This window comes from Gemmatimonadales bacterium (assembly GCA_035502185.1).
GTDB lineage: Bacteria > Gemmatimonadota > Gemmatimonadetes > Gemmatimonadales > JACORV01 > Fen-1245.
Genome location: DATJUT010000015.1, coordinates 22,285 through 35,178, shown reverse-complemented (window position 1 = coordinate 35,178; position 12,894 = coordinate 22,285). Strand labels below are relative to the sequence as shown.

7 protein-coding genes and 1 tRNA gene are annotated in these 12,894 nt (G+C 73.5%); 2 read left to right on the top strand and 6 right to left on the bottom strand.

The features are described from left to right. Nucleotides 1-44 precede the first annotated feature (44 nt). A complete protein-coding gene (locus tag VMF70_01665) occupies nt 45-1,730 on the top strand; it encodes a chloride channel protein (protein HTT66712.1) in 1,686 nt (561 codons plus the stop codon). Between the two features lie 88 nt (nt 1,731-1,818). On the opposite strand, the gene VMF70_01660 is transcribed toward VMF70_01665, so the two are convergent. The 3 genes from VMF70_01660 to VMF70_01650 form a co-directional block, all read right to left on the bottom strand. After that, the gene (locus VMF70_01660; protein ID HTT66711.1) at nt 1,819-2,073 is read right to left on the bottom strand and encodes a hypothetical protein; all 255 of its coding nucleotides are present in this window, start codon (nt 2,071-2,073) and stop codon (nt 1,819-1,821) included. Between the two features lie 177 nt (nt 2,074-2,250). Further along, a tRNA-Gln gene (locus VMF70_01655) sits at nt 2,251-2,321 on the bottom strand. Nucleotides 2,322-2,448: 127 nt separating this feature from the next. Continuing rightward, nucleotides 2,449-4,011 (bottom strand): hypothetical protein, encoded by a 1,563-nt coding sequence (locus tag VMF70_01650; GenBank protein HTT66710.1) that lies wholly within the window; start codon nt 4,009-4,011, stop codon nt 2,449-2,451. 218 nt (nt 4,012-4,229) lie between these two features. Here VMF70_01650 and treF point away from each other — a divergent pair, with 218 nt between their 5' ends. Beyond that, nucleotides 4,230-6,554, top strand: coding sequence for an alpha,alpha-trehalase TreF (gene treF, locus VMF70_01645; protein ID HTT66709.1), 2,325 nt, complete (start codon nt 4,230-4,232; stop codon nt 6,552-6,554). Between the two features lie 25 nt (nt 6,555-6,579). Here the strand turns inward: treF and VMF70_01640 are convergent, their stop codons facing one another. Genes VMF70_01640 through hutH form a run of 3 tightly spaced genes read right to left on the bottom strand, consistent with a single transcriptional unit; the run spans nt 6,580 to nt 12,893 of the window. Further along, entirely contained in the window at nt 6,580-8,508 is a 1,929-nt protein-coding gene (locus tag VMF70_01640; GenBank protein ID HTT66708.1) for an AAA family ATPase, read from the bottom strand. Next, nucleotides 8,505-11,342, bottom strand: coding sequence for a protein kinase (locus tag VMF70_01635; GenBank protein HTT66707.1), 2,838 nt, complete (start codon nt 11,340-11,342; stop codon nt 8,505-8,507). The genes VMF70_01640 and VMF70_01635 overlap by 4 nt, the downstream gene beginning before the upstream one ends. A gap of 42 nt (nt 11,343-11,384) precedes the next feature. Beyond that, complete coding sequence (gene hutH, locus VMF70_01630; protein HTT66706.1) at nt 11,385-12,893, bottom strand: histidine ammonia-lyase; 1,509 nt, start codon at nt 12,891-12,893, stop codon at nt 11,385-11,387. Between the last annotated feature and the right edge of the window lies 1 nt (nt 12,894).

Genomic DNA, 12,894 nt, shown 5'->3' with positions numbered 1-12,894 from the left:
GACATCCAAACTACTGTTTCCAATTGACGCCATGACCCGCATCATTGGCTAGTTCCGACGCGGCCTCCGCCGAGCCTGCCCAACGTCGGCTGATCCTCGAGACGCTGCTCTTGGGCGTCGCGGGGGCGGCGGCCGCGCAAGTCTTCAATCTGCTGCTGCGTTTCGCCAACTGGTTCTTTCTCGGACAAATCGCCGGTTACCGTCCGCCGGGGCTCCCGAACGAGGGGGGCCTGCCGCACGCGATCGTCGGCTCGCATGGCCTGTGGCTCGTGCCGGTCGCCACCACCTTGGGCGGTCTGCTGGTGGGGTGGATGGTGACCCGATGGGCGCCGGAGGCGGAGGGACACGGCACCGACGCCGCCATCAAGGCGTTCCATCGCGCCGGTGGTGCCGTCCGCGCGCGGGTCGCGCCGATCAAGGCCGTGGCGTCGGCGATCACGATCGGCTCGGGTGGTGCCGCTGGACGTGAGGGGCCCGTTGCCCTGATCTCCTCCGCGATTGCCTCGGCGTACGCCTCCTTCGCGGGATCCGGGGAGCGGGAGCGCCGGCTCCTCATGCTGATCGGCATGGCGGCGGGCCTGTCAGCCATCTTTCGCTCACCCATCGGGACGGCCCTGTTCGCGGTGGAGGTGCTCTACTCCGATGTGGAGTTCGAGTCGGACGCGCTGCTCTACACGATCCTCTCGTCGGTCGTCGCCTACGCGGTCAACGGTTTCTTCGCCGGGTGGCAGCCGCTGTTCCGCGTTCCCGCCGACCTCGCGCTGCCCCACACGCTCGATTACGGATGGTTCGTGGTGCTGGGGATCGGCGCCGGGCTGGCGGCGACCCTCGAACCGATGGTCTTCTACGGCGTGCGCGACGTGTTCCATCGGTTGCCGCTACGCGCCTGGCTCAAGCCCGCGCTGGGCGGGCTCGCGGTGGGGCTGATGGCGCTCGTCGTGCCGCAAGTGATGGCCGGGGGCTACGGGTGGATGCAGGCCGCCATTGACGGCCAGTTGGCGGCGGGGACGCTGCTGGTCCTCGTGTTCGCGCAGATCCTCGCGATGAGTCTGACGATCGCGTCGGGCGGCTCGGGCGGTGTGTTCGCCCCGAGCCTGTTCATCGGGGCCATGCTGGGCGGATTCCTGGCGGCGGTCCTTCACCTGCCGCCGGCGCCGTTCGTCATCGTGGGGATGGCCGCCGTGTTCGCGGGCTCCGCGCGCGTGCCACTGGCCACGATGATGATGGTGACGGAGATGACCGGCGGCTATGCCCTGCTGGTGCCGGCTGCGCTCGCGGTGATGCTCAGTTACCTGATCCAGGTGCGTGTGTCGCGCACACTCAAGTACCGGAGCCTGTACGAGGCCCAGGTCCCGCGACGCACGGATTCTCCGGTCCACCACACCGAGCACCTGGAGATCGCGCTCCGCATCCTCGAGCAGCGACAGCTGTCGGGGCCGCTCCAGGGCCGGCTCGACCTGCTCACGCTCCTGAGGTCCGGCACCCCGGTCGAGCTGCCCGACGACCGGCGCCTAACGGTGGGTGTCCTCAAGGTCGGCAGCTCCATGGTGCACCAGACCGTGAGCCAGGGCGGCGCGCTGAGCGGAGACACGCGCGTCATCTCGATCATCCGCGGCGAGCACATGATCGGTGTCCGGCCGGACACCGTGTTGGAAGCCGGCGACCGGCTCATTCTGGTGACGACGCCGCAGAGCCTCGAGCACCTCAAGGAGCACGTAGACAGCTGGTAGGTCACGGGGCAGCGCCCGTGGGCACACCTCGGCGTACGGTCAGAGCACGCGGCTCATGGTCCTCCCGGCGCCGGGCTACCGGTCGCCGCTACGCCGATGCTGAGGCGCCCGGCTTGGCGAACCGGTTGTAGAGCCACGCGAGGAGGGCGCCGCAGACCGCGCCGTCCACCAGAGCGTACAGCGTACCGACAATCACCCCTGCGAATCCCGACATGGCCCCGTAGCCCGGATAGACGGACCGCACCATGTCGAGCATCGCGACCCCGTACTTCGGGAACGCCAGATTCAGAATCCCCATGAGGAACAGGCATCCCCCCCACAGCACCGCCCCAGTCCACGCCATGCCCTTCACCGAGAGCTTCATGCGACCTCCCTATGATGTTGTTTGCGTCCCCGAGACGGGCGCCGCCGTGGTCATGCACGACGCCCCGGCGCGAGCGGCGCGCTGATGGGGACGAACGTGTACCGCGAACTGACCCACGAACTGACCCACGGGAGGAGGGAAGGGGTGCAACTCCAATTGGCCCCGAAGGATTCGAACCTTCATTACCGGATCCAAAGTCCGGAGTCCTGCCCTTGGACGAGGGGCCAGCGTATTGTGAGGCCCTAACTTAGCGACTCCGCCTGCCGAGCGGCAGGCGGGTTCTTGGCCGTCCGTTTGCCGTGGTGCCGAGCCACCGCACTCGGACGAACCCCTCCGCTGGCGCCACTGCCTCCTTCAGTTTCGGCTGCCCGGCGCGGCGCGGGCGGTGTCCACGGCGGCCGCTGATTCCGTCCTGAGGTAGGCCGTGTGGTCATGCGTGAGCGCGCCCTCGGGCAGCAGGGCGTAGATGGGGCCCAGCTGCTCCCTGATGCGCTGCTGGTAGAACTCGGGGAGCTGCTCGGTGTCCTGCTCGAGGAACCCTCGCACTTCCCGGTCCGCGTCGAGGAGCCGCCGGATGGTGGCGTAGTAGCGGATCCGCCCCCACCCCTCCGAGGAGAGCGCCGACAGCAGGTTGACCCAACGGGGGATGCCGCGCGTGGCCGCGAATCGCCGCGCCAGGGCACGCGGCGAGAAGGAGAAGCGGGTGAGGTCCAGCACCCGGTCGTAGAAATCGGGCCAGGCGTAGTTCTTGGGCCGCACGTTCATCGCCTGGTTGTTGTCCAGGAACTGGAAGGGGAACGGCAGCACACGGCCGTCGCGCTGGTACGCCAGGTTGAGCGGGGCGGCCCGCCCGAACGCCGTGAGGAGCGCGAAGCCGGGAAACGCCCCGGGCGTGAGCCGCTCGAAGGTCTTCGTCAGCTCGAACGGCTCGGCGCCCCGATCTGTGTCCAGGCCCAGCACGAAGTTGGTCCGCACGTAGGGCACGTAGCGCAGGACGGTGTTCACGTGCTCCGACAGCCGGCGGACCTTCTCCATGCCGGTGAGCCGCGTCTTCGACTTGGAGCCCATGTCGAACCAGGACTCGATCCCCGGCAGGATCGCCTGAAAGCCGTTCCGCCTGAGGCGCTCGAGATGGGGCTCCGACAGCGGCGAGAGGCTGCTCTCCGCGATGTGCCGCACCCGGCCGGGCGGGACCGCCGATTCGATGGTCTCCATGTACTGCTCGAACCGGATGCCGAAGTTGGGGTCGTGCCACGCGACGATGGGCTCCGGGATCTTGCCGAGCAGGAAGCGCAGGTCGTGCCCGAGCTGCGTGAAGCTCAGCGGCTGGTACGCCACCGTAGAGTCGATGCAGAAGCTGCACCTGTAGGGACACCCCAGGCTCCCGATCATGCCGACGAACTTGATGGTCGGGGCCTTGCGGAGCGCGAGCTCGACGAACTTCCAGCGCTCCGCGAGCGGCACCAGCTCCGCCGGCTGTGCGGCAGCGGAGAGCCGGCGTCCCAGCGGCCGGTGCGGGGCGCATTCTCGCAGGACCTCCTCCACGACGGCGCGATCGGTGAACCCGAGCACGTAGTCGAAGAAGCGGGCCGCGTCCTCCGGGTAGCAGCGGGCGTGCGGTCCCCCCAGCACCGTGACGGTGCCGCGCTGCCGGAAGCGGTGGCTGATGGCGTAGGCGAGGTGGGCCGCCTGCGTGAACGCGCCGATGAACACGAGGTCCAGCTCCGCGGGCAGCGCCGCCAGCGGGTCGTCGAACCCCGTGTAGCAGCAGTAGTGAACCCGGTGCCCCGCCCGTTCGCACCATGCCGCGACCACCTGCGGCATGATGCTCGCGAAGTTGGCGTTCATCACGCGAGCCCACAGGCCCCTGGCGGGGATGTCGACGATGTCGAGTACGCCGATCCGAAGCTGGCGCATGGCCGAGCGACCACTCACGCTCGAGGGGGCGCGGGAAGCGAACCGCGGAGCGCTCACGGCACGCCATATCATGGAACCCCGGTGCGTCACCCGCAACGTTCCGCCGGAGATCCTCGTCGCTGCGGACCTTCCGGCCTCGTCACCCGCTGCGTGCTGGGGACGTGCCGGAGCGTGATGGGTGCCTGGCGTCGCGTGCGCCCCGGCGCCCATCTTCAGGCGTGCGCCGCCAGCCGGTACGAGCGATCACCTGCAGACCTCGCCAGACCCTGGCGTTCGCCGCGGCACTGCTGTGCGCCGGCGCTTGTCGGACCGGCGCCCCGCCAGCCGGCCGCATCGGCGCCGGGCGCCTGGCTCCGGCGCCGGGCGCCTACTACGATCCCGCCCGCGATCTCGGCCCGCTGTTCGAGGCCGTGCAGCTCGCGCCGCTGTTCCAGGACGCCAAGACGTTCGCGGACGCCCGGCCCCTCCAGCCGCCGACGCAGATCGCCGCCGACTACCTGAGCCAGCGCAGCGACTCCGGGTTCAGCTTGTCCGGCTTCGTCGCGCGGCACTTCGCGCTGCCCGAGCCGCCGCCGACCGCCTACCGCGCCGACTCCGCGGCCACGATGGAGCAGCACCTGCGCGCCCTGTGGCCGTACCTCACCCGCAGCCCGTCGCACGATTCGTCGGCCGCGCCCTCCTCCCTGATCGCACTCCCGGAACCCTACGTCGTCCCGGGGGGCCGCTTTCGCGAGGTCTACTACTGGGACTCCTACTTCACGATGCTCGGCCTCGTGGCCAGCGGCCGCACGGATCTCGTGCGCGACCTGCTCGACGACTTCGCGTTCCTCATCGAACGGTTCGGCCACGTACCGAACGGCAGCCGCACCTACTACCTGAGCCGCAGCCAGCCGCCGTTCTTCGCCGCCATGGTCGGGCTCTACGCGGCCGCGACCGACACGGCGCACGCGCTGGCCTACCTGCCGGCGCTCGAGGCCGAGCACGCCTTCTGGATGGACGGCGCCGGCGGCCTGGCGCCGGGCGAAGCTCGCCGCCGGGTCGTGCGGCTCCCCGACGGCGCGATGTTGAACCGCTACTGGGACGATCGGGCCACACCGCGGCCGGAGGCCTACCGGCACGACTACGCGCTCGCGCAAGCGCTGGCGGAGCCGGAGCGCGGGGCATTCTACCGGAACGTCCGGGCCACGGCCGAGAGCGGCTGGGACTTCTCGAGCCGCTGGACGCGGGATGCGTCGGACCTGCGCACGCTGGAGACGACCGAGCTCGCCCCGGTGGATCTCAACAGCCTCCTGTACGACGCCGAGCGCCTGATCGCCGCGCTGAGGGCCTTCCGGGGACGCCCGGGCGACGGCGCGGTCGCCCGCACGTTCGAGGCGGCCGCGGCGGCGCGCCGGCGCGGGCTGCTCGCTGCGGCCTACGACACCTCGACCGGCTTCTTCTACGACGTGCGGTGGCGCACCGGCGAGCGGGTGAGCGACCGCCCCACGCTCGCCGCCGCCGTGCCGCTGTACTTCGGCCTCGCGACGGAAGAGCAGGGGCGCGCCGTGGCCGCGCGGCTCGAGCGCGACTTCCTCCGCCCCGGAGGCCTCGTCACGACCCTCGTCGCGTCGGGGCAGCAGTGGGATGCGCCGAACGGGTGGGCGCCGCTCGAGTGGATGGCGATCCGGGGCGTGCGGCGCTACGGCCGCGCGGACCTCGCCGACACGGTGCGCACCCGCTGGCTCGCGTTGAACCGACGCACCTACGGCGAGACCGGCCGGATGATGGAGAAGTACGACGTCGTGGACCTGGGCCGGGCGGCCGGCGGCGGCGAGTATCCTGCCCAGGACGGCTTCGGCTGGACGAACGGCGTGGCGCTCGCGCTGGTGGCGCCGACGTACCGAGCCGCCCCGTCCACCCCGCCCCCGGCCGTCCCGCCCCGGGACTGGCGTCAGGTACGGTGCGCCGGGGGCGACTACCGGTACATCCTGTTCAGCCCGCTCGACGAGGGCCCGAGGCCGGCGCTGCTGCTGCTGCACGGTGCCGGCGGGGAGCCGGGATCGATGGTGGACGTCTGGAAGGATCTGGCGCGACGGGAGGGCCTCACGCTGATCGCGCCCGTGTTGCCGATGGCCGCGCGCTTCGAGCCCATCGCCCCGCAGGTCTTCCGCTGCATCGTCGAGGACGCCCGGCGCGGCGTTTCCATCGACCGGCGCCGCGTCTACGTGTTCGGCCACTCGATGGGCGGGTATCTCGCGTACGACGCCGGCATGCTCGAATCGCAGTACTTCGCCGCCATCGCCGTGCATGCGATGTACATCGCCGACGACTACACCTGGATCGTGGATCGCGCCTCGCGCCGGACGCCGGTCGCGATCTACGCCGGCGAGCTGGACCAGGTGGTGCCGCTCGCCCGGGTGCGCCGGACCCGGGACCTGCTGAGCACGAGGGGATTCACGGTCCACTACGTCGAGCTGGCGAGTCACGATCACGACTACTTCGTGCTGTCGGACGCCATCGACGCCGACGCCTGGGCCTTCCTGCGGCGCTGGGAGCTGCCCTAGCCCCCGTACCGGCGGCGGCCGGCGCCTACCCGGCCTCGGCGGGGGCCTTCAGCCCGGCCGCCTCCAGCAGCCGCCGGCGTTGTCCATCGGTGAGCATCTCGCGCGCGACGACGTCGCGCACCACCCGCGCCACGAACGAGTAGCCCCGCGGTTCCGACGTGAGCCAGCGCTGCCACTCCAGCTCGTCGAGCGCGCCCGTCAGCCGCTCGCCGTCGAGACCGGTCGCGCGGCCGAGGGCGACGGCCGGGGCCCGGTCGCCCAGGACCGAGGCAGCCGTGAGGAGCGCCCGCGCGTCCTTCGAGAGCCGGCGGAAGCCCACCCGGATGGCGGCGGTGACGGCGTCCGGCAGATCGCCGGGCATCGTCTGGTCCAGCGTGCGGTGCTCCGCCGGCCACGCTCCTTCGGCCCCCGCTCCCGGCAGGTCGAGCCCGAGCGCCACGGCGTGGAGCAACTCGACCGCGAGCAGGGGCAGGCCCGCGGAGTCGGCGGCGATCCGCCGCGCCACCCGGTCGAGCTCGGCCTCGCCGTAGCCGGGGAGGGCCCACGCCGCGAGCCGCCGCAGCGCGTCGCGGTCGAGGGTCGTCAGGCGCACCGCCGACCCGGCGACGTCGCGGCCGATCCGCCCGCACAGCCGATCCAATTCCTCCCGACCGGCGAACGACACGGTGGTCACGAGGACGAACAGCGGCGCCGCGGCGAGATCCCGGAGCGCGCCGTCCAGCGCCAGGAGCGACTCGCGATCGCTCCACTGTCCGTCGTCGAGCGCGAGCAGCACCGGCCGCTCGTCGGTCGCGGCGCGCAGGACTTCGGCCAGCGCCTGGCCCGGCGCTCCGGGAACCGCCCGCCGCGCCTCGGGGAAGCGGTCGCCCCAGTCGGCGAGCCGGGTCGCGAACGCCGCGAGCGCGCCGGCGGGCGCGGCGGCCACGCCGGGTGCCGCCAGCAGGCCGCCGCGCGCCAGGCCGAGCACTCCACTCCAGGGCTCGGCCTGGTCGGCGGGCACCGCCCGCGCGGCCGTCGTGCCGGCGCCGTCGAGCCGCGCGCGCGCCAGGATCTCCTCCACGAACCGGGTCCGTCCCGTGCCGGCGTCGCCTTCGACGATGGCCAGCGCGGCGTGCGGCCCGGTGCGGCACTCCTCCCATGCGGCGAGCACGGCCCCCAGCGTCTGCTCGCGACCGATCAGCGGCGCACGGCGCGACTCGGCGCCGATCGCCGGGACGGTCTCGCTCTCCGGCACTCGCCAGGCCCGCTGGTCCCGCACGCGCGCGGCCAGCCGCTGCAGCTCATCACCCGGGGCCGCGTTCAGGTCCGCCCGCAGGCGCTCCTCGAACGCCCGATACGTCTCGAGCGCCGCCGTGCGCTCGCCGGCCAGCGCCAGCGCGTGCATCGCCGCCGCCGCGGCCGGCTCGGAATGCACGTCCAGCGCGAGCGCCCGCCGGGCCTGCGTCACCGCGTCGGCCGCGTGGCCGGCGCGGGTGATCGCTCGCGTGAGATGCAGCAGGACGTCCACGGAGCGTCGCCGCCACTCGGTGCGCTCGGCGCCCAGCCAGTCGTCGAATCCGGGGGCGTCGGGCACGCTGAAGCCCTCGAGGAACTCGCCGGTCACCAGGGTCGCCGCGCTGGCCCAGTCGCCCTCGGCGGCCAGCAGCGCCAGTTGATCCACGTCGAACTCGGCGACGCCTTCGGCGAGTCGCACCTGCTCGCCCGAGGTCTCGACGGCCGCCTCCCCGGCGCAGTGGCGCAGCACGCGCACGGCCTCGCGCAGCGAGTGCCGCGCCGCGGTCTCCGGCTTGTCCGCCCACAACAGCCCGACCAGGTGCTCCCGGGAGCGGGAGCGACGCGGCGAGCGGGCCAGGTACACCAGCAGCGCCAGGTGCTTGCGCCACAGGAGCTCCGGCGGCGGCTCGGCGCCGTTCACCGTGACGGCGAGCGGCCCCAGCGTGCGGCAGGTGATCACGAGACCTCCGTGCAACCGAGCTCGCGGAGCCGGCGCGCGGCCGAATCGGCGCGCGCCGCGAAGTGGGGATCGCCCCCGCTCCACAGTCTTCGCACCGCGGCGTAGGGGACGCACGCGGCGGAGCCCTGGCCGGCCGCGTCGAGGAGGCGCGCGCTCCGCCACCGCGCCACGGTGCCGAGCGCCCAGTCCAGCTCCGCTGCTTCGGGCGCGGCCGCGGGGAGGCCCGTGGTCCGGAGGTCGTTGTTCTCGTACCACCGGAGGTCGCGGATCGCGAGGGCGGTGCTGCCCTGATCGGCGTGCCACTGCGCGCGCAGCAGGTGGAGCATCGCGCGGAAGAAGGGATCGCCGGCCTGCCACGCCGAGTCGAGCGCGATCAGCGGCTCGGTACGCGCCAGGGCCCTGGCCGGCCGCCCCAGCGCGGCGTCCGCGTCGGCGTCGACCAGCGTCGCGAACGGCCGCGGCCCCGCCTCGGCGTCGAGCACCGCGCGAAACCGCCGCGCCCCGAGCGAGTCGCCCGCGCGCCGCGCGAGCAGCGCCAACAGCCACGCCGCGCGGCGGCGCGCGAACGCGTCGTGGTTGCCCGTGCCCGCCAGGAGCTCCAGCTCGCGCTCCACCATCGGCCAGCCGCGGCGAACGGCCGCGGGCGCCGTGGAATCGGCGAGCGCGAGCGCGACCGGGAGCTGGGCCAGGAACAGCTCGACGTCGGGCTCGGACGTGAGGCCCCGCAGCCGCACCGCCGCCGCCCGCGCGGAGTCCGGCCTGCCCAGCGCCTGGTAGCCGTACACCTGGGCGAGCAGGCCCGGCACCACGAGGTCGGGGCGCCCGAAGTGCTCGAAGCGCCCGCCGAGCCAGACCGCGCCGGCCGGAGCGTCGAAGGTCAGCTGGTAGCGGGCGCCCGCGGCGAGGCCTGCGAAGCCGGTCACTGCCGGGGAGTGGAGCAGGGCGTCCGCGTACCGCTCCGCCGCGGCGGGCGGATCGAATCGCCAGTGGTAGCCCACCTCCAGCAGCGCGCGCACCGAGGCGGAGAACGGGTCGCTCCCGCCACCCAGCTGCTTCAGGCTGTCGAGGGCCTGCCGGGCCGCGGGCGCGTCGCCCTCGGCCGTGGCGATCCAGGCCAGGTGCTCCCAGGCCGGCGCGAAATCCGGCCACAGCACCGTCGCCCGCTTCATCGCCCGATACGCTTCGGCGCGCGAGTACCCGTCGAACGCGCCCCGGTGATAGATGTCGTCGGCCTCGATGAACCAGGTGAGGCCGAAATCGGGGTCGCGGTTCGTGGCGTCGCGCAGCAGCGCGAGGCGCCGGTCGTGGGAAGCGAAGCTCGCCTCGATGAGGCGACGGTAGTGCGGCGGGAAGGAATCCAGCGCGACGCGGTAGCGGCCGGTCGCGACCGAGTCCTGGTCGCGTCCGAACCAGCGGCCGACGTCCGTGAGGCGAAGGCGGCACAGCAGACAGGTGGAGTCCACCGCCAGCGCCCGCAGGTACGCGGCGTAGGCCTCTTCCCACTGGGCGCGCGCGAACAGTCGCTCGGCCTCGGTCCATGCGATCAGGCCCGCGCGGCTGCGCGGCAGGGCGTGCAGCGGCAAGTCGGCCGCGAGCTTCCCGCCCTCGTTGGTCCAGATGGCGAGCAGCAGCGCGTAGCCCAGCGAGTCCGCGAGCTGCTCCCATCGGTCGGCCGGCCCGCTCACCGCCAGATCGATGCGCCCTGTACGCAGCTCGGCCGGGTCGGAAATCAGGGCCAGCCGCAGCCCGCCGCCCTGCAGCGCCTCCGCGATGCCCCGCAGCACGAGGCCGCCGCGTGGCGGCGGGCCGGCGGTGAGGGTCGCGGGGGCGAAGTCGGCCGCCCCGCCCACGCTGCGCACCAGCGCGGCGGGGAGTGACTCCGCGAGCCAGCCCATCGCCGGCGGCCGCACGTCGAAGGCGTGGACGTAGATCCGCAGCACGGCGGACGGCACGGTGCGCCGCCCCCGGACGACGCCGACCACCGCCAGCGCCGCGAGCGCCGCGGCGACGGCCAGGCCCGCCCACGCCAGCGCGCGCCGGCGCATGCGGCCGGGGGGCACACCCAGCGCGGCACGAAAGGCGGCCGCGCTCGGCCAGCGGTCGTCGGGCGCGCGGGCCAGCGCCCGCCGCAGCGGCCCCACCAGGCGGGGCGGCACGCCCGACCACTCGCCGCGCGTGGGGTCCGCGTCGAACGGCCAGGCTCTGCCCGCGAGCGCCTCGTACAGCACGAGCCCGAGCGCATAGAAGTCGGTCGCGGGCGTCACGTCCCGGCCCGCCATCTGCTCCGGTGCCATGTACCCGGGGCTGCCCACGGCCTTGCCGTCGCCGGTGAGCGGAGGCTCCGCGGTGCCGCTGGCCTTGGCGACGCCGAGGTCGCCGACCACGGCGCGGCCCTCGAGCAGGAACACGTTCCCCGGCTTGACGTCGCGATGCACGATCCCGCGGCGGTGGACGGCCTCCAGTGCGGCGAGCACGTCCACGGCCACCGCCACGGCCTGCTGTGGTGGCAGCGGCCCCCGCGCGAGGCGCTGCGCCAGCGTCTCGGCCTCAAGGTAGTCCATCACGTAGTAGGAGAAGCCGGCCGACTCGCCCGCCCGATGGACGGGGATCAGGTTGGGATGGTTGATGGAGGCGAGGATCCGCGCCTCGCGCACGAAGCGCTCGGTCGCGACGGCCGTGGCGCGATCGGGCCGCACGATCTTGATGGCGACGCGGCGGTCCAGGGCGACGTCGCGGCCCACGAAGACCATGCCCATCCCGCCGCTGGCCAGCTCGCGGTCGACCTCGTAGTCGGGCGCGAGCGCCGCACGCAGGCGCTCCAGGAGCGTCGCCATCGGGCCGGCCCTCCTTCCGTCGCGCCGGCCCAGCCGGGCCGGCTACATCGCGCGGAAGACCCCCCGTCTCACCAGGTTGCCAATATGGCGCACGTCGGCCGCGAGCGCACGGTCGGCCGTGAGGGGGGGCACCTCGTCCCGTACCGCGGCGTGGGCGCGCTCCAGGGCGGGGCTGGTCCTGAGGGGCCGCAGGCGGTCCACCGCCTCGGCGGCGCACAGCAGCTCGATGGCCACCACGTCGGCCAGGCACTCGGCCGAGCGCCGCGCCTTGCGCGCCGCCGCCGGGCCCATCGACACGTGATCCTCGCGGCCCGCGCCGGTCGGGACCGACTGGGTGCTGGCCGGCGCGGCCAGGAGGCGCAGCTCGGTCAGGAGGTCGGCCGCGGTGACCTGCAGCGTCATCAGCCCGGATTCGACGCCGGGATGCGCGGCCAGGAAGGCCGGCAGGCCCGACTCGTCCGGGTTGAGGAGCCGCTCGATCCGGCGCTCGGCGATCGCGCCGAGATCGGCCAGGGCGATCGCCACCAGGTCCATCGCCTGCGCGACGATCTGCCCGTGGAAGTTGCCCCCGCTCTTGATCTGGCCGCTCTCCGGGAACACCAGCGGGTTGTCGGTGGCGCTGTTGACTTCGATCTCGAGGACGCGGTGCGCGTAGGCCAGCGCGTCGCGCGCGGCGCCGTGCACCTGGGGCATGCAGCGCAGCGAGTAGGCGTCCTGGAGCCGCGGGTCGCCGCGGCGGTGCGATTCGCGGATCTCGCTGCCCTCGAGCAGTGCGCGCAGCCGGCTGGCGCTCACCGCCTGGCCCTGGTGCGCGCGCACGGCCTGGATGTCCGCGTCGAACGGCACCGGCGAGCCGCGCAGGCCCTCGAGGGTCAGCGCACCCGCGACCTCGAGCGCCTCGAGCACCCGCGTCCCCGCGAGCAGCGCCAGCACGCCGAGCGCGGTGCAGAACTGCGTGCCGTTGATCAGCGACAGCCCGTCCTTCTCCCGCAGCTCGAACGGCGCGAGATGGGCGGCGTGCAGGGCCTCGGCCGCGGGCACGACGCGGCCGCCGTGCTCCGCCTCGCCCTCGCCCATCAGCACCAGGGCGACGTGCGCCAGGGGCACGAGGTCGCCGCTGGCGCCCACCGATCCGAACTCCGGCACCACCGGGTGGACGCCCGCGTTGAGGCAGTCGAGGAGCAGCCCCACGAGCTCGGGGCTGCATCCGGAGTGCCCGTGCGCGAGGGAGTTGGCCCGGAGCAGCATCAGCGCGCGGGTCGCGGGGCGGTCGAGCGCCGGCCCGACGCCGCTGGAGTGGCTGCGGATCAGGTTCCGCTGCAGCGCCGCGCGCTCCTGGGCCGGAATCACGACCTCGGCGAGGCGGCCGAATCCGGTGGTGACGCCGTACACCCGCTCGCCGCTGGCGACGCGGTCCTCGATCAGCCGGCGCGCCGTCTGCAGGGCGCCGCGCGCCGAGGGCGCGAGACGCACCTCCGCGACCTCGCCGGTCGCGACGCGCTCGACGTCCTCGAGCGTCAGGTGGTGGCCGTCGATCTCGAGCGTCGCCACG

What these genes read in the sequence shown, in the direction of transcription:
- VMF70_01650 (HTT66710.1), bottom strand. Translation starts at nt 4,011, where the DNA reads ATGCGCCAGCTTCGGATCGGCGTACTCGACATCGTCGACATCCCCGCC.
- VMF70_01635 (HTT66707.1), bottom strand. Translation starts at nt 11,342, where the DNA reads ATGGCGACGCTCCTGGAGCGCCTGCGTGCGGCGCTCGCGCCCGACTAC.
- VMF70_01660 (HTT66711.1), bottom strand. Translation starts at nt 2,073, where the DNA reads ATGGCGTGGACTGGGGCGGTGCTGTGGGGGGGATGCCTGTTCCTCATG.